The following is a 15,385-nucleotide window of genomic DNA, read 5'->3' as shown; positions in this document are numbered from 1 at the left end:
ATTGCAACGACGAACGCCCGAAGCGCAAGCGCAGGGCTGCAGCGGTTCGGCGGATCAGAGCCCAGCCCGCCTCTCATCCGCCTGCCGGCACCTTCTCCCCGCTTGCGGGGCGAAGGGGGATAGCCGCAGCCTCTCAGTTCACGCAAGGGTCGTCAAAAGTACTCATCTCGCCTGTAGAAATTGCCGTAGAGGTGCGTCAGCACCGAATTGGCTGCCAATTTTTCTTCCTCGCTGTCGCCATAAACCAGTTTGGGCGGATCGCTTTCGCTAAAGATGAGAGCGACAAAATGATTGTAACCCGCGCCGGCGATCCCTGTCGAAACGTCGCGCCCCTCAATGATCGTACCGTTCTGTGCAGAGCCACTCGCGGCTGCCGACGCTTCGAAACGCGATTTATTGAAAATGACGTACCATAGCCAAGGATCGAACAAAGGCACGGTGATCATCGTCCCAAAACAAACCGGAACAATGATGATAGCAATAAGACGACTCGCCATTCCACGGATACGACGACGAAATAACGCGACTAATGCGCCGATAAACCAAACGAACAGTATGCCCGCGACCGAGAGAACGAGCAGCGGCCCTCCCAATAGATCCAAGAGTCCTCGTAGCCCATTGGCCGAATCAAGCGGCCAAAAATCCAAGGCGCGATGGTAAGCTGCACACGCGATGCCAAGAAAAGCGGCGATGACCATTCGCCGAACATTCCAAATATCTATGGGCACAGCCGACACACCATCCTGTTGTTTTTCATAGTCGAATGGTGTCCAGCGAAGTCGAGGCATTTTTGGGGCCGAACGGCATTGCTGCCGAATTCCGCTGTGTTGCAGTGAAGGGTGACCTCCAATGTAAAATTGCCCCTCACGTCATCCACTTCCGATGTTCCGCAAATCTCTCCGCCAAGAGGTCGATGAACAGCCGCACCTTGGTCGGGAGATGGCTGCGGTTGGGATAGACCGCGTTGATGTTGAATTCGATCGGCCGGTAGTCCGGCATGATCTTCACCAGCCGCCCTTCGGCGATGTCGTCGAACACCACGAAACTCGGCGCCAGGAAGATGCCCCGTCCGGTCAGCGTCAGGAAACGCAGCATCTCGGCACTGTTTGAGACGACATTGCCGCTGATCTTGACGCTCTCCTTTTTGCCTTCGCCATCCTCGAAGCGCCATTCGTCGCCATAGGGGTAGTAAGCATATTGCAGGCAATTGTGATCGGCGACCTCGGCCGGCGTCTTCGGCATCGGATGGCTCTCGAAGTAGGCCGGCGAGCAGACGAGCATATGGCGCCAGGGCGTCAGCTTGCGCGCGACGAGCGAAGAATCCGGCGGTGGTACGGTGCGCATCACCAGGTCGTAGCCATCCTCGATCATGTCGACCATCCGCTCGCCGACGCTGAAATCGAGTGAGATCGACGGATAGAGCTCCATAAATTCGCTGACGACGGGCAGCAGGAAACGCACGATGGCGCTGCTGGTATAGACCTTCAGCGTGCCGCGCGGCGTCGTACTGAGCGCGCCGGCCGTCCGGTCCGCCTCATCTAGCTCGGCCAGGATCTGCAAAGAGCGCTCATAGTAATATTTGCCGGTTTCCGTCAGGCTGACCTTGCGTGTCGTGCGGTTGAGCAGTCGCACGCCGAGCCGGTCCTCCAGCGACTGCACGTGATTGCCAACCATGGTGACGGACATGTTGAGCCGGCGCGCGGCGGCGGAAAAACCACCGCATTCCACCACCCGGCCAAAGACTGTGAGGCTTGTCAGCCGATCCATATTGCCCTCGGATTATCCGCTGAGAGTTGATGATCCTTCCCGATATAAGCAGATTATCAAAATAAATGTCAGGGTGCATTTTCCCTCTCGTCAAACACGGCCTCTCACAGAGCAGGCCAGGACGAAGGAGAATTACGATGGTCGAGTTACCCCGCAAGGACATTTTCGAAGGTGCGAGGAAGGCCGAGCAGATTCTGGCCGAGGAAGCCGCCAAGGCGCCCGTCGCCGAGGCGCCTGCCATGCCTGTCGCCGAAGCGCCGATTGCGGACGCACCGGTCGCGGGTGCTCCCAAAAAGACCGGCCGTCGCATCGTCAAGCGCGCCGTCATCGCCGCCCTACTGCTTGCCGGCGTCGCTTTCGCCGGCGATTTCGGCTACCGCTATTGGACGGTCGGCCGCTTCATCGAATCCACCGACGACGCCTATGTGAAGGCCGATTACACCACTGTCGCCCCGAAGGTCGCCGGCTATATCAGCCAGGTGCTGGTCAACGACAATGACGCGGTCAAGGCCGGCCAGGTTCTCGCCCGCATCGACGACCGCGACTTCCAGGCGGCGCTGTCGCAGGCCACGGCCGATGTGAAGGCAGCGGAAGCCGCCATCACCAATATCGATGCCCAGATCGCCCTGCAGCAGTCCGTCATCGAGCAGGCGAGGGCGACGGTCGATGCCTCGCAGGCATCGCTGGATTTCGCAGTATCCGATGCCGCCCGCTCGGCCCGCCTGATCACCAACGGCGCCGGCACCCAGTCTCGCGCCGAACAGACCCAGTCGGCCCGCGACCAGGCCGCTGCCGCCGTCGAGCGCGATCGGGCAGCCCTCGTCACGGCTCAGAATAAGGTGCCGGTGCTGCAGACTGAGCGTGAACAGACGGTTGCCCAGCGTGACCGTGCGGCCGCCGCCGCCCAGCAGGCAGAGCTCAACCTCTCCTATACGGATATCGTCGCCGCCGTTGACGGCACGGTCGGCGCCCGGTCTATCCGGGTCGGCCAGTATGTCACCTCGGGCACGCAGCTGATGGCGGTCGTTCCGCTGCATGCGGTCTATGTCGTCGCCAATTTCAAGGAAACGCAGTTGACCTATATCAGCCCCGGCCAGTCGGTCGAGATCAAGGTCGACAGCTTTCCCGATATCTCGATCAAGGGTCATGTCGACAGCGTTTCGCCGGCAAGCGGGTTGGAATTCTCGCTGCTGCCACCGGACAATGCCACCGGCAATTTCACCAAGATTGTCCAGCGCATCCCGGTCAAGATCGTCATCGACGACGAGGCGCTGAGCGGCCTGTTGCGCTCGGGCATGTCGGTCGAGCCGGAAATCGATACCAAGGCTGCCCAGACCCAAGCTGCCGAGACCAAGCCTGCCCAAGCCCCTGGAACAGCCGGGGAGGGATAATCCAGCCACGCTGGATGATCCTTCGCTAGTTTGCCGAATGATACCGATCATTCCTGGATGATCCCGATCATTCCCTGAATGATCACCCGAACCCCGTCATGAGAAAGTTTCCCGCGAGAGCTGGAAGGAGATAAGCCATGGCCACTCTTCAGATCGCAGCCAACAGCAATGCGCTGGCGCCCCCCGCCGTTGCAGCGCCCGCGACACCTGCGGCGATGAGCCCACTTCGCATGTGGGCAGCCGTTGTCGGCTCGACGCTCGGTGCCTTCATGGCCGTCCTCAACATCCAGATCGTCAATGCCTCGCTTGCCGATATCCAGGGCGCGATCGGCGCCGGCACCGATGACGGCGGCTGGATTTCGACCTCCTATCTGATCGCCGAGATCGTCGTCATTCCGCTCAGCGCCTGGCTGGCGCGGGTCTTCTCGCTCCGCAATTACCTGCTCACCAACGCCATCCTCTTCCTCATCTTCTCCGTTGCCTGCGCCTTCGCGGCCAATCTGCAGCAGATGATCATCCTGCGCGCCATTCAGGGCTTTTCCGGCGGCGTGCTGATCCCGATGGCCTTCACCATCATCATCACCCTGCTGCCCAAGGCCAAGCAGCCGATCGGCCTCGCGCTCTTTGCCCTGTCTGCCACCTTCGCGCCGGCGATCGGCCCGACGATCGGCGGTTATCTCACCGAGAACTGGGGCTGGGAACATATCTTCTATGTCAACCTGGTACCCGGCGCGCTGATGGTCGGCCTGCTTTGGGTCTCGCTCGACCGCGCGCCGATGAACCTGGAGCTGCTCGCCAAGGGTGACTGGCCGGGCATCATCACCATGGCAATCGGCCTCGCCGCCCTGCAGACCGTGCTGGAAGAGGGCAACAAGGAAGATTGGTTCGGCTCCGATTTCATCCTCCGCCTGTCCGTTATCGCCGCCGTCTCGCTGACGCTGTTCCTGATCATCGAGCTGAAGACCGCCAATCCGCTGCTGAACCTGCGCCTGCTGGTGCGCCGCAACTTCGGCTTCGGCATCGTCGCCAATTTCCTGCTCGGTATTGCGCTTTACGGCTCGGTCTTCGTGCTGCCGATCTATCTGACCCGCATTCAGGGCTATAATTCCGAGCAGATCGGCATGGTTCTCGCCTGGACCGGCATCCCGCAGTTGCTGCTGATCCCGCTGGTGCCGCAGCTCATGAAGCGTTTCGATGTCCGCCTGCTGATCGTCGTCGGCTTTGCCCTCTTTGCCGCCTCGAACTTCATGAACGTCCACATGACCGGCGATTATGCCAGCGACCAGCTGTTCTGGCCGAACATCGTCCGTGCCATCGGCCAGGCGCTCGTCTTCACGCCGCTTTCGGCAATCGCCACCGCCGGCATCGAGCAAGAAAATGCCGGCTCGGCGTCCGCGCTCTTCAACATGATGCGCAATCTCGGCGGTGCCGTCGGCATCGCTTCGCTGCAAACCTTCCTGTCGAAACGCGAGCAGTTCCACTCTAATATCCTGACCCACTCGGTCTCGATCTTCGAGGAAGCCACCCGCGATCGCATCGCCAGGCTCACCGGCTATTTCATGAGCCACGGTGTCAGCGATCAGGCGCTCGCCGGCCATAAGGCCGTCGTCGCCATCGCGCTCAAAATACGCAAACAGGCCAATATCATGGCCTTCAGCGACACCTTCTTCCTGCTCGGCGTCGCCCTCGTCGTCGCCCTGCTTGCAAGCCTGCTTCTGAGAAAACCCGGTCAACTCTCCGGCGGCGGCGCCCACTAGCGCCCTGCCTCCCTCAAGGAGGAGAAAGCCATGACAACTGCGATCTATGCTCCCGATACCGACAGGCTCCCAACGAAGACCGCCGGCCATGCCGTCAGCATCGGCGCACTGCTCTCGATCATCGAGTGGCTCTCCGGCGATGAATGCCACGCGCTCGACGAAGCGGGGCTGGTCTCCGGCCTCGGCCGGCGGCTTCAGGCGCTCGGCGTGCCAGTCGACCGGCTGACCCTGCATCTGATGACGCTGCATCCCGAGTTCATCGGCCGCACCATCGCTTGGGCGCCGGGCGAGCCGGTCGAGATCCATGATCGGGAACACGGCGCGCGCGTCGCCATATCAAATACGCCGCTGCGCAAGGTCATGGAAACCCGCGAGCCGCTGGTCGTCGATACCAGAGAAAGCGTGCATGGCCGCTGGCAGCATATCGATGTCTTCGCCGATCGCGGCCTGATGCAGCTCGTCATTGCGCCGCTCTGCAATGTCGACGGCCCGGTCAGCGCTGCCGTCTTCGGTACGAAGCGGCCGGGTGGCTTCACCGCCTCCGAGCGCGAGGTGATCGAGCGCATCCTGCCGGCGCTGCGCAACACCAGCGAACTGCGCATCCTTCGCCAGGTCGAGCTCAGCCTGCTCGATACCTATATCGGCCCGCTGACGGCAAGCCGCATCCTGGCCGGCCGCATCCGCCGCGACGAGATCGAATCGATGGAGGCAGCCCTGCTGCTTTGCGATCTGCGCGGCTTTACCGAGCTGTCGAACCGGCTGCCCGGCAGCACCGTGCTCGGCCTGCTCAATGCCTATTTCGACCGGATCGTGCCGGCCATCACCCGCGAGGGCGGCGAAGTGCTGAAATTCATGGGCGACGCCGTCCTCGCCTTCTTCCCGGGTTATGATGCCGCCCATTCCTGCGGCGCGGCCCTGGCATCGGCCCGCGCCATCCTCGAGGAGATCGACCATTTCCAGTACGAGGGCATCGGAGTCAAAGCCGGCATCGCCCTGCATTATGGCGAGGTCAGCTACGGCAATGTCGGCTCCGGCCGCCGCCTCGACTTCACCCTGATCGGCGGCGACGTCAATCTGGTCAGCCGTATCCAGACCGCCTGCAGCGAACTGGGAGAGGCACTGCTGATGTCGGCGCCGTTTCGCGACGAAGCGGGGGCAGGGGATGTGGTGTCGGTCGGGGCGCACGGGCTGAAGGGGTTTGCCGATCCGGTGGAGCTGTTTACGATTGTGCGGTAGGCGGGAGTCCACCCCCCTCTGCCCTGCCGGGCATCTCCCCCACAAGGAGGGAGATTGGATGGGCGCGATGGCTTTGCCAAACAACTGCCGCCACATGAATCGCGAATTCAGGGCGAGGCATGGCTTCCTGCCGATCTCCCGACCTGTGGGGGGTCCGAAGGACGGTTCGAGACCCGTGGCTCGACCCCGGGGCCCCGCAGGGCAGAGGGGGGGTGCTGCAGCCACCGAGATACCAAACCGCCCACTTGCATAAAATGCATGGCAGGTTTGCCCGAAACGGTTTCGTCTTCCCCCATCTTTTCGCCATAGTGGCGCCGAAATTCCGTAAGCGGGGAGGAAGAGGCTTATGACTGTGCTGTTCGACGAACAAGGCGAGATCATCCGCGAACTGGGTGTCGCCGCCGATATCGACCCTGAGCGCGAGATCGAACGGCGAACCGCTTTTCTCAAGGATTATCTCGTCGCCTCGGGCATGCGCGGCTACGTCCTCGGGATCAGCGGCGGCGTCGATTCGCTGACGGCGGCGCTGCTGGCTCAAAAGGCGGTGCGCGAGCTGCGTGACAGCGGCCATGCGGCCGAATTCATTGCCGTGCGCCTTCCCTACGGTGTCCAGGCGGATGAGGCGGATGCGGGAAGGGCGCTGGAAACGATCGGCGCCGACCGCTCGATGGTGGTCAATATCAAGGCGCCGGCGGATGCGATGCTTGCCGCCGCGCAGGACGGCGGCCTCGCCTTTGCCGATGCCGGCCGGCAGGATTTCATCCTCGGCAATATCAAGGCGCGCCAGCGGATGATCGCCCAATTCGCCCTTGCCGGGGCGCTTGGCAGCCTCGTCATCGGCACCGATCATGCGGCCGAGGCGGTCATGGGTTTCTTCACCAAGTTCGGCGATGGCGCCGCCGATATCCTGCCGCTCGCCGGCCTCAACAAGCGCCGCGTCCGCCTGCTGGCAAAGCGGCTCGGCGCCCCGGACGAGCTGGTCTTCAAGGTGCCCACAGCCGATCTCGAGGACCAGCGGCCGCTGCGCCCCGATGAGGAGGCCTATGGCGTCAGCTATGACGAGATCGACGATTTCCTCGAAGGCAAGCCGGTCGGCGAGATCGCCCGCCGCCGCATCCTTGCCGCCTATCGGGCGACCGGCCACAAGCGTGCCCTGCCGGTCGCCGTCAACGCCCTCTGATGCCCATCCGTGTCGCGGTGTGGCCGACCTCGCGTTTACGGCCTGACCGGCGAGCCGGTCCGTCCTGATGAGGCGAGATAGGCGTGTGGCGCAAAATAGACGCCGTCGGCATCGAAGGCCTCGAGGTTTTCGGCCTGCAGCGCCTCGCGCACCTTCGGTCGTGCCGCCACCCGGGCCATGAAGCCGTGCAGCGCCGGCCATTGCTTGAGATCGATGTCGGTCCAGGGCGACCAGTTCAGGCAGACGAAGAGATAGGCATCCGCCACCGTGAAGGCATCGCCGGTGAGATAGGGTCCGGCAAGGCGACCGTTCAGCCAGGTGAGCCGCTTCGATATCAGCGCGCGGACTTCCCCATGAACGCTGGAATAAGTCGGATTGAAGAGCAGCACCATCGGCTTGTGCAGCTCGGCGGTGATGAAGTTGAGATAGGATTGCACCTCGTTGCGGCGGATGTTGCCGACCTCAGGCAACAAGGCTGCCCCTTCGGACACGCTGTCGGCGAGGAACTGCACGATCGCCGGCCCCTCGGTCAGCACCTTGCCATCGTCGAGCACCAGCGCCGGCACATAGCCGTTGCCGTTGATCGCGAGGTAATCCTCGCCGGTGCTCGTCCTGTAGGTCTGACGATCGACCTGGACGAGCTCGATATCGAGCCCGAGCTCGCGGCAGATGATGTGCGGCGAAAGCGAACAGGCGGCTGCGTGCATGTAAAGTTTCATTCCGGTTTCCTCTCCTTGCGGAGGCGGTCGATGCCGCCGGCCGACAGTGTTGAATATCTGTACTGTTTCGCATAAAATGACTCTCGTCAAGAATTTAATGCGAAACGGTACAAATATGAAAGACGAGAAGAAGCGGGGCCGCCCGAGGGCTTTTGACACCAAGGCGGCGCTCGGCAAGGCACGGGATGTCTTCTGGGACAGGGGGTTTGCCGCCGCCTCGCTCGACAATCTGAGTGCTGCGACCAACCTCAACCGCCCGAGCCTCTACGGCGCCTTCGGCGACAAGGAGGATCTTTATCTCGATACGCTGGAGGGCTATCGGCAGGACGGCATGAATACGCTCGCCGAGGCGCTCGACCCCTCACTGCCGCTTCGCGACAATATCGCCCGCGTCTATGCCGGCGCGCTGGCGATCTATCTGCATGGTGAAACCGCGGCCCGCGGCTGTCTGTTGATCGGCACGGCATCGGTCGAGGCGGTCCAGCATGAGCGGGTCCGCGAGGTGCTCGGCCGCAGCCTCAACGATTTCGACGACGAGATCGAAAAGCGCATGCGGCTTGGCGTGGAAAGAAGCGAGCTTCCGGAAAGCGCCGATCCGCAGATGCTTGCAAGGCTCGCCTCCGCCGTCATGCATTCGCTCGCCGTCCGCGCCCGCGCCGGCGACAGCCGCGAGACGCTGGAAGCGATCGCCCGGTCAGGCGTCGAGCTGATCTGCGGAAGCGCCAATAATCCTTAGGTCGACTCCCGAGTCTCCGCATCTCTCGGCCGTACCATCCAGGCATAGGCCGCACCTGCGACAAGCAGCACGGAGGTGCCGAGGAAGACTGCCCGCATGCCGATATGCCCGCCGACGAAACCGCCAAGGATGGGGCCAGCCACCTGGCCGACATATTGCGAGGAAATCGAAAGCCCGAGAATGCTGCCGGCCGCACTGTCAGGTACGCTGTGGCGGATGACCGCGGCGATGCAGGGCAGCAGCCCGCCGAGCGCCACACCCATCAGGAAACGCAGGATGATCAGCTGCCAGGCGCTGGTGACGAAGGCCTGCGGGATCAGCAGCAGCCCGGCGACGGCGAGCGCGCCTGCAATCACCGGCCAATGGCCGATCCTGTCGGCAAGCTTGCCGAGCCATGAGGCCGAGAGAATGCTGCCGAGGGCGGCCGCCGACATGACGACGCCCGATACCATCGTCACCTGGGATTCGACGGGCACCAGCTGCGCGACATAGACGGTGATGATCGGCTCGATCGACATATTGGCAAACATCAAGAGCATGCCGGTTGCCAGCATGGCGATGACCGGCCGCTTGTCGGCAATGGATTTCCAGCCGCCGCTGGCCTTGGCCGCCTGCTTGCGGGCCGGCGATTTCTCTTCCTTGATCAGCAAGGCCGTGGCGAGAAAGGCGAGGAAGATCATGCCGCCGGCGGCGAGGAACGTGCCGCGGATGCCGATGATCGGCGGCAGCGCGCCGCCGATCAGCGGCCCGACGAGATTGCCGGCCATGATGCCGGAGGAGAGCACGCCGAGCGCCCAGGCCGAACGGTCCTTCGGCGTCTGCGTCGCCACCAGCACCATCGAGCCGGAGGCATAACCGCCGGCAAGCCCGACGAAGAGGCGCAGCGCCACCAGCTGCCAGACATTGCCGGCCATGCCCATCAGCGAGATCGCCAGCGTCATGCCGAAGCTGGCGCGCACCAGCATCAGCTTGCGGCCGTAGATATCGCCGAGCCGACCCCAGAGTGGCGCGACGAGAGCCGCGGCAAAGAAGGTGGCGCCATAGGCGATGCCCGACCATTGCACGATGTCAGCATGGTCGCTGACGCCGAGCTCCTCGACATAGAGCGGCAGGAAGGGAAGCAGCAGCGTCATCGCCACGATCGTGGTGAAGGAACCGATCAGCGAGATGGTGAGATTGCGCTTCCAGTAGATCGAGCCCGGCCTGGCGCTGGCGGCGTCCAATTGCGTATCGGTCATTCTCTCTGCCCCGGCATTGATCGCGCGGGCGAAGTTCCGCACGCCTGATGAAACGATGTGCCCTTTGCCGCGGCGAGGAGATCGGCGCGGGTGAAACTGTCCTGAAGATCGAGCTTTTCGAGGTCGAGCGCATAGGCCGTAGCGGTGCATGCGCTCGCCGTTCCAGGGCGGGCACGCACTGATATAACCGCGCTATGGCCCATCCTTCAAGACAGCGCTTTCGCATCGGTGACCTGTCTATCGAAATGAGAGCCGCAATCTGGACCCTCTCGGGCAAAAGTGCTAGAACAGGACCGATTGCATGATGCAATCGGTTAATCCAAGGACATTGCCATGAGCGACATGTGCACATCCCGAGAGCAGACCGTCCGTCAGCTCTACGCCGCCTATCTCGACGATCGCAAGGATATTGTCGGCGCCATGTTGACGGAGGATTTCACCTTCTCCAGTCCGCGCGACGACCACATCGACCGGGCGACCTATTTCGAGCGTTGCTGGCCGAAGGAGCCGGTCTTCCGCGGCTTTGACATCGAATTCCTGGCGATCGACGGCGACGAGGCGGTCGTCCGCTACCGTGCGGAAAAACGCGACGGTGGCAGCTTCCGCAACATCGAGAGCCTTCGCTTCCGCGGCGACAAGATCGCCTCCGTGGATGTCTATTTCGGCCGGAATCTCTGATCCCCCGGCCGGGATGGCGATAGCTCTTTACAGGATCCGTATCGCCGACGTGCCGATGATGATCATCGACACCGCCACCATCAGCGGCCGCACCGGCAGCCGTTTGACGAGGATCGCGCCGAAGGGGGCGGCGATGACGCCGCCGATGATCAGGCCGATCGCCGAATTGAGCTCCGACCAGCCGAGCGTCAGCATGAAGGTCAGGGAAATCGTCAGCGTCACCGCGAATTCGGTGAAATTGGTCGAGCCGATCACCCGTTTCAGGTCATGGCCGCGGCTAACGAGCGAACTGGTGACGATCGGACCCCATCCACCGCCGCCGATCGCATCGAGCACGCCGCCGCAAAATCCGACGGGCGGCACCATCCAATCGCGAACATCCCGCTTCGGCGGTGGCCGAAAGGCCTTGTAGAGGATCACCAGCCCGATCGCGATCAGATAGGCCGACACGAAGGGCGCGATCGCCTTGCCGTCGATATTGGCCAGCAGATAGGCGCCGATCGCGCCGCCGATCATGCCGGCCGGTGCAAGCCGCGCCACCAGGCGCCAGTCGACGTTGCGATGATAGGCATGCGAGATGCCCGAGGCGGCGGTGGTGAACATTTCCGCCACATGCGTCATGGCGCTGGCATTGGCCGCCGGCACCCCGAAGGCGAGAAGGCTCGTCGTCGACAGTACGCCGAAGGCCATGCCAAGCGCGCCGTCGACGATCTGCGCGCAGAAACCCACGACGATGAAAAAGAAGATATCCGATGTCATGCAGTCCCCTCAGGCGAACGGTAGCATCAGAATAAGCGACGCGGGGAAAAAAGTTCCGGTCTCAGCCGGCAAGTCCGCGCTGCTTCAGCCGGATGATCTTGAAGAAGCCGTTCGGAAAGACCGGCAGGATATCGGCAGCGGCAAAGTCGCCGCGGCGCTCGGCCCAGGCGACGATGCGGTGAATGCGGAAGGCGGAGGACCAGCCGATGTGACGCACCAGCGGCGCCAGCGCCGTCTCGATCGCGCCCTGCAGACCGGCGCCGTCGCCAAGCTTGCTGGCGAGGATGATCTCGCCGCCCGGCCTGAGCACCCTGGCGCATTCGTCCAGTGCCCGTTCGGGTTCGGGGATGAGCGTGATGACGAAGGGCAGGCAGACCCCATCGAAAGACCGGTCGGCAAAGGTGAGCGCATGCGCATCCATCACCTCCAGCGCCTGCACGTGCTCAAGATTTTCGCGTTTCGCCTTTTCACACGCCCGCGCGATCATGTGTTCGGAAATGTCGATGCCGGTCACCCGGCAGTGGCGCGGGTAATGCCCGAGCGTCAGGCCGGTGCCGACGCCGATCTCCAGGATGTCGGTGCCGGCCGCAGCGGCGAGGGCTGCAAGCTTGCGGTGGCCATCGCGCAGGATGCCGCGATAGACCCGGTCATAGACCGGTGCCCAGCGCTGATAGATTTTTTGCTGATCGTCCGCCCTGCTGCGAAGCTCTGACATGCCGCACCTCCCTAAAAGCCCAGGTTTTCAACTCTTGAGGGAGGCTTCGGTTCCCCAGAAATGTGACCCAAGGCACAAACCAGCTTGGTGAGCAGCCTCATAGCGGCCTATTTTGCGGGCATGAGACCGAGCGTCTTGGCGTCCAGCTCGCTGCCGATCTCGACGGTTTTCTTTTGCTTGTCGTAGACGCAGATCTGGGCGATCAACCCCTTGGCGCCCTTCGGCTTGCCTATCACAAGGGCAAGCCCGTAATGCGAACTACCGAAGGGATCGACGGTGGCGCTGGGCTTTTCGATCGTGACCGCTGCCTTCTTGCATTTAGCCTCGACGTCAACGGCGAGCTGCTTCCAGGCGTCATCGGAGGAGGCATGCGCCGCACCTGCCAGGCAAAGCAGTACGGCGGCAGTGAGAGGCTGGATTATTTTCCTGTTCATATCGGGTCTCCGTTGATCTCCATAATGGGCAAAGTGGTTTTCGGGGCGGGTATTCCCATTGATTTGCCCAGGCGATTTCTACGCACGACTCCAACCCTGCAACTGAGGCAAATTTTCCTCCGGCCGGTCGTTTTTTGATAATTCGCCGGTTGCCTCTCCCCCTTTCCCCTCCTATGTTCCGCCTCACCTGCCGAGACGCAATCTATTGCCAAGAGGAGATCTGACATGGCTTTCGAATTGCCTGAACTTCCCTATGACTACGAAGCGCTTGCTCCCTTCATGTCGAAGGAAACGCTGGAGTTCCACCACGACAAGCACCACAAGGCCTATGTCGACAACGGCAACAAGCTCGCCGCCGAAGCCGGTCTTTCGGACCTCTCGCTCGAAGACGTCGTCAAGAAGTCCTTCGGCACCAATGCCGGCCTCTTCAACAACGCGGCCCAGCATTACAACCACATCCATTTCTGGAAGTGGATGAAGAAGGGCGGCGGCGGCAACAAGCTGCCGGGCAAGCTCGAAGCGGCCTTTACCTCCGATCTCGGCGGCTATGACAAGTTCAAGGCCGATTTCGCCAATGCCGGCGCCACCCAGTTCGGCTCCGGCTGGGCCTGGGTTTCCGTCAAGAACGGCAAGCTCGAAATCTCCAAGACCCCGAACGGCGAAAACCCGCTCGTTCACGGCGCCACCCCGATCCTCGGCGTCGACGTCTGGGAACACTCTTATTACATCGACTATCGCAACGCCCGCCCCAAATATCTCGAGGCCTTCGTCGATAGCCTGATCAACTGGGACTACGTCCTGGAACGCTACGAAGCAGCCACGAAGTAAGCGGTACCAGACTCGCCGCCATGGCGGCGATGTCGTCCGAATCTTCGAACTCAGCACCCGGCGCCTCAAACGCCGGGTGTTTCGTTTTACGATCAGTCGCGAGATCTTTGTGAGATCCTCAACAGATGAAGCATCTTCAATATAAGCCCGAAGCTGTACTGTTCGACATGGATGGCTTGATTTTTGATACCGAGGCTTTGTATCGGGACGCAATTATCAAGGCCGCTGAAGAAAACGGGTTTAAAATCCCGGTGTCCGCCTATCTGGAAACGATTGGACTACCGAGCGCGTCAGCCAAGGCGCTTCTGGGCATGCATCTTGGTGTAGAAATTGCCATTGAGGACTTGTGGAAACAGGCCTCGGATCAGTTTCAGACGATGGTCGCAACAGAGCTTCGCCTCAAGCCTGGGGTCATCGAAATGCTAGACTGGTTGGAAGAGATTCAACTTCCGTGGGCCATCGTTACCTCCTCAGACCATGACACAGTGCTCAGTCATCTGCTGGCGGTGAATCTGAGAGATCGCTTTAGATACATCATCGCCCGCGGAGACTATACGGCGGGAAAGCCTCATCCGGAGCCGTACTTGAAAGCTGCAAGCCGGTTAGGGGTAGACCCCAGCCGTTGTGTTGCACTTGAGGATTCCCGCAACGGCGTGCTTTCAGCATCTCGCGCCGGCCTGATGACCATAATGGTACCCGACCTCGTTCAGCCAGCGCAGGATACTCAAAGTCTATGTGCATATGTCGCACCAAATTTACACGACGTTCTTGCTGTCTTGATCGATACGCTCCAAGCGACATGAGTGCGTCGGAATGGGCGATCACACACTTTGGGGATCTCAGCAGTTGACGCATTTCGACCATGCTTTGGGACGCCGTCACATTCCTGTCATTGGCCGCTCCTAATCACGCCCCATGTCTTCTTCCGCTCCTTCCCTATTCCGTTTCGGCATCATCGCCGACCCGCAATATGCGGCGATCGCTCCGCATATTGCGATGGATCGCTATTATGCCAACAGCCTCGCCAAGGTCGCCGCGGCGATCGAGGTCTTCAACGGCGAGCAGCTCAGCTTCGTCATGACGCTCGGCGATGTCATCGACCGCAGATTTTCAAGCTTCGACGATATCCTGCCGGTCTATGAGACGCTCAGGCACGAAGCGCTCTTCCTGCTCGGCAACCACGATTTCTCGGTCTCTGCAGGACACTTGTCCGAAGTCGCCGCGCGTCTCGGCATGCCGTCGCCCTATTACAGTTTCGTGCGCCACGGCTGGCGCTTTGTCGTGCTCGACGGCAACGAGGTCAGCATCTTCGCGCCGCCCGAAGGCCATCCTCATCGCGCCCTTGCCGCTGAGATGCTGGCGGAGCTGCAGGCAAAAGGTGCGAGGAATGCCCATCGCTGGAATGCCGCGCTGAGCGACGAACAATTCGCCTGGCTCGGCGATGAAATCGCAAAAGCGGCTGCGGCCGGCGAGAAGGTGATCGTCATGAATCACTATCCGGTGCATCCGCCCAGTGAGCACGGCATGTGGGACAGCGAACGCATTGCCGCGCTGCTCGCCTCCAGCAGCAATGTCGTCGCCTATCTCAACGGCCACGACCACGTCGGCAACTACGGCATGGCCGGCGCCTGCCACTTCGTCAATTTCAAGGGCGTGGTTGACACCGAGATGGAAAACGCCTTTGCGATCGTCGAGGTCTATGCCTCCAGAATCGAAATCCGCGGCTTCGGACGCGAGGTGAGCCGCACGCTGGCTTTTAGGTTGCGATAGGCTGCTGCTATTGTTTGGTTTGCGCGAGTGGCTGCCCCTCACCCTAACCCTCATATGCGCTAGGTTTAGCCCTGGACATAAGGAATCTGGTTGTGATTCAAGCTTTGGATGAAGATTCGTCCTGAGGTTTTGGATCATTGGCCGGAAGTGCGCGAGCGGCTTCCGGCGGGTTTTGAC

16 protein-coding genes are annotated in these 15,385 nt (G+C 61.7%); 9 read left to right on the top strand and 7 right to left on the bottom strand.

Annotation, left to right across the window (positions count from 1 at the left end; translation table 11 throughout):
• Positions 1-152 precede the first annotated feature (152 nt).
• Together ACM5SV_RS27070 and ACM5SV_RS27065 are read right to left on the bottom strand one after the other, a co-directional pair.
• Positions 153-698 carry a hypothetical protein gene (locus tag ACM5SV_RS27070; protein ID WP_222018327.1) on the bottom strand — a complete coding sequence of 182 codons (546 nt, stop codon included), beginning with the start codon at positions 696-698 and terminating at the stop codon, positions 153-155.
• Between the two features lie 166 nt (positions 699-864).
• Positions 865-1,767, bottom strand: coding sequence for a LysR family transcriptional regulator (locus tag ACM5SV_RS27065; RefSeq protein ID WP_222018325.1), 903 nt, complete (start codon positions 1,765-1,767; stop codon positions 865-867).
• Positions 1,768-1,904: 137 nt separating this feature from the next.
• Between ACM5SV_RS27065 and ACM5SV_RS27060 the strand changes: the two genes are divergently transcribed.
• From ACM5SV_RS27060 to nadE, 4 genes are all read left to right on the top strand, one after another.
• Complete coding sequence (locus ACM5SV_RS27060) at positions 1,905-3,158, top strand: HlyD family secretion protein (RefSeq protein WP_222018323.1); 1,254 nt, start codon at positions 1,905-1,907, stop codon at positions 3,156-3,158.
• Between the two features lie 137 nt (positions 3,159-3,295).
• A complete protein-coding gene (locus ACM5SV_RS27055; protein ID WP_222018321.1) occupies positions 3,296-4,915 on the top strand; it encodes an MDR family MFS transporter in 1,620 nt (539 codons plus the stop codon).
• A 30-nt stretch (positions 4,916-4,945) separates the two neighbouring features.
• The gene (locus ACM5SV_RS27050; protein ID WP_221964002.1) at positions 4,946-6,151 is read left to right on the top strand and encodes an adenylate/guanylate cyclase domain-containing protein; all 1,206 of its coding nucleotides are present in this window, start codon (positions 4,946-4,948) and stop codon (positions 6,149-6,151) included.
• Positions 6,152-6,497: 346 nt separating this feature from the next.
• Complete coding sequence (gene nadE / locus ACM5SV_RS27045) at positions 6,498-7,331, top strand: ammonia-dependent NAD(+) synthetase (protein ID WP_222018319.1); 834 nt, start codon at positions 6,498-6,500, stop codon at positions 7,329-7,331.
• 35 nt (positions 7,332-7,366) lie between these two features.
• On the opposite strand, the gene gstA is transcribed toward nadE, so the two are convergent.
• Entirely contained in the window at positions 7,367-8,050 is a 684-nt protein-coding gene (gene gstA / locus ACM5SV_RS27040; protein WP_222018317.1) for a glutathione transferase GstA, read from the bottom strand.
• A gap of 115 nt (positions 8,051-8,165) precedes the next feature.
• Here gstA and ACM5SV_RS27035 point away from each other — a divergent pair, with 115 nt between their 5' ends.
• Positions 8,166-8,786 (top strand): TetR/AcrR family transcriptional regulator, encoded by a 621-nt coding sequence (locus ACM5SV_RS27035; protein WP_221973324.1) that lies wholly within the window; start codon positions 8,166-8,168, stop codon positions 8,784-8,786.
• Here ACM5SV_RS27035 and ACM5SV_RS27030 read toward each other — a convergent pair.
• Positions 8,783-10,024, bottom strand: a complete 1,242-nt coding sequence (locus ACM5SV_RS27030) for a multidrug efflux MFS transporter (RefSeq protein ID WP_222018315.1) — start codon at positions 10,022-10,024, stop codon at positions 8,783-8,785. The two genes, ACM5SV_RS27035 and ACM5SV_RS27030, sit on opposite strands and share 4 nt — an antisense overlap.
• Before the next feature lie 333 nt (positions 10,025-10,357).
• Between ACM5SV_RS27030 and ACM5SV_RS27025 the strand changes: the two genes are divergently transcribed.
• Positions 10,358-10,702 (top strand): nuclear transport factor 2 family protein, encoded by a 345-nt coding sequence (locus ACM5SV_RS27025; protein ID WP_012756612.1) that lies wholly within the window; start codon positions 10,358-10,360, stop codon positions 10,700-10,702.
• 27 nt (positions 10,703-10,729) lie between these two features.
• Here the strand turns inward: ACM5SV_RS27025 and ACM5SV_RS27020 are convergent, their stop codons facing one another.
• The 3 genes from ACM5SV_RS27020 to ACM5SV_RS27010 all read right to left on the bottom strand — a co-directional run bounded on the left by ACM5SV_RS27020 (position 10,730) and on the right by ACM5SV_RS27010 (position 12,610).
• Positions 10,730-11,461, bottom strand: a complete 732-nt coding sequence (locus ACM5SV_RS27020) for a sulfite exporter TauE/SafE family protein (RefSeq protein WP_017993391.1) — start codon at positions 11,459-11,461, stop codon at positions 10,730-10,732.
• A gap of 61 nt (positions 11,462-11,522) precedes the next feature.
• A complete protein-coding gene (locus ACM5SV_RS27015) occupies positions 11,523-12,176 on the bottom strand; it encodes a class I SAM-dependent methyltransferase (RefSeq protein WP_222018313.1) in 654 nt (217 codons plus the stop codon).
• A 107-nt stretch (positions 12,177-12,283) separates the two neighbouring features.
• Positions 12,284-12,610 (bottom strand): hypothetical protein, encoded by a 327-nt coding sequence (locus ACM5SV_RS27010; protein WP_012756615.1) that lies wholly within the window; start codon positions 12,608-12,610, stop codon positions 12,284-12,286.
• Positions 12,611-12,835: 225 nt separating this feature from the next.
• Between ACM5SV_RS27010 and ACM5SV_RS27005 the strand changes: the two genes are divergently transcribed.
• The 3 genes from ACM5SV_RS27005 to ACM5SV_RS26995 all read left to right on the top strand — a co-directional run bounded on the left by ACM5SV_RS27005 (position 12,836) and on the right by ACM5SV_RS26995 (position 15,208).
• Positions 12,836-13,438 carry a superoxide dismutase gene (locus ACM5SV_RS27005; protein ID WP_113547066.1) on the top strand — a complete coding sequence of 201 codons (603 nt, stop codon included), beginning with the start codon at positions 12,836-12,838 and terminating at the stop codon, positions 13,436-13,438.
• 125 nt (positions 13,439-13,563) lie between these two features.
• Complete coding sequence (locus tag ACM5SV_RS27000; RefSeq protein WP_222018311.1) at positions 13,564-14,241, top strand: HAD family hydrolase; 678 nt, start codon at positions 13,564-13,566, stop codon at positions 14,239-14,241.
• Between the two features lie 112 nt (positions 14,242-14,353).
• Complete coding sequence (locus ACM5SV_RS26995) at positions 14,354-15,208, top strand: metallophosphoesterase (protein ID WP_222018309.1); 855 nt, start codon at positions 14,354-14,356, stop codon at positions 15,206-15,208.
• The last annotated feature ends 177 nt before the right edge of the window (positions 15,209-15,385 follow it).

The organism is Rhizobium sp. CRRU65, from assembly GCF_048551595.1.
Taxonomy (GTDB): Bacteria; Pseudomonadota; Alphaproteobacteria; order Rhizobiales; family Rhizobiaceae; genus Rhizobium; species Rhizobium leguminosarum_J.
The sequence above is the reverse complement of the archived record's forward strand: the minus strand, read 5'-3'. Positions and strand labels throughout refer to the sequence as shown.

What these genes read in the sequence shown, in the direction of transcription:
- ACM5SV_RS27015 (WP_222018313.1), bottom strand. Translation starts at nt 12,176, where the DNA reads ATGTCAGAGCTTCGCAGCAGGGCGGACGATCAGCAAAAAATCTATCAG.
- ACM5SV_RS27060 (WP_222018323.1), top strand. Translation starts at nt 1,905, where the DNA reads ATGGTCGAGTTACCCCGCAAGGACATTTTCGAAGGTGCGAGGAAGGCC.
- gstA (WP_222018317.1), bottom strand. Translation starts at nt 8,050, where the DNA reads ATGAAACTTTACATGCACGCAGCCGCCTGTTCGCTTTCGCCGCACATC.
- ACM5SV_RS27055 (WP_222018321.1), top strand. Translation starts at nt 3,296, where the DNA reads ATGGCCACTCTTCAGATCGCAGCCAACAGCAATGCGCTGGCGCCCCCC.
- ACM5SV_RS27000 (WP_222018311.1), top strand. Translation starts at nt 13,564, where the DNA reads ATGAAGCATCTTCAATATAAGCCCGAAGCTGTACTGTTCGACATGGAT.
- ACM5SV_RS27035 (WP_221973324.1), top strand. Translation starts at nt 8,166, where the DNA reads ATGAAAGACGAGAAGAAGCGGGGCCGCCCGAGGGCTTTTGACACCAAG.
- ACM5SV_RS27020 (WP_017993391.1), bottom strand. Translation starts at nt 11,461, where the DNA reads ATGACATCGGATATCTTCTTTTTCATCGTCGTGGGTTTCTGCGCGCAG.
- ACM5SV_RS27030 (WP_222018315.1), bottom strand. Translation starts at nt 10,024, where the DNA reads ATGACCGATACGCAATTGGACGCCGCCAGCGCCAGGCCGGGCTCGATC.
- ACM5SV_RS27065 (WP_222018325.1), bottom strand. Translation starts at nt 1,767, where the DNA reads ATGGATCGGCTGACAAGCCTCACAGTCTTTGGCCGGGTGGTGGAATGC.
- nadE (WP_222018319.1), top strand. Translation starts at nt 6,498, where the DNA reads ATGACTGTGCTGTTCGACGAACAAGGCGAGATCATCCGCGAACTGGGT.
- ACM5SV_RS26995 (WP_222018309.1), top strand. Translation starts at nt 14,354, where the DNA reads ATGTCTTCTTCCGCTCCTTCCCTATTCCGTTTCGGCATCATCGCCGAC.
- ACM5SV_RS27010 (WP_012756615.1), bottom strand. Translation starts at nt 12,610, where the DNA reads ATGAACAGGAAAATAATCCAGCCTCTCACTGCCGCCGTACTGCTTTGC.
- ACM5SV_RS27005 (WP_113547066.1), top strand. Translation starts at nt 12,836, where the DNA reads ATGGCTTTCGAATTGCCTGAACTTCCCTATGACTACGAAGCGCTTGCT.
- ACM5SV_RS27025 (WP_012756612.1), top strand. Translation starts at nt 10,358, where the DNA reads ATGAGCGACATGTGCACATCCCGAGAGCAGACCGTCCGTCAGCTCTAC.
- ACM5SV_RS27050 (WP_221964002.1), top strand. Translation starts at nt 4,946, where the DNA reads ATGACAACTGCGATCTATGCTCCCGATACCGACAGGCTCCCAACGAAG.
- ACM5SV_RS27070 (WP_222018327.1), bottom strand. Translation starts at nt 698, where the DNA reads ATGGTCATCGCCGCTTTTCTTGGCATCGCGTGTGCAGCTTACCATCGC.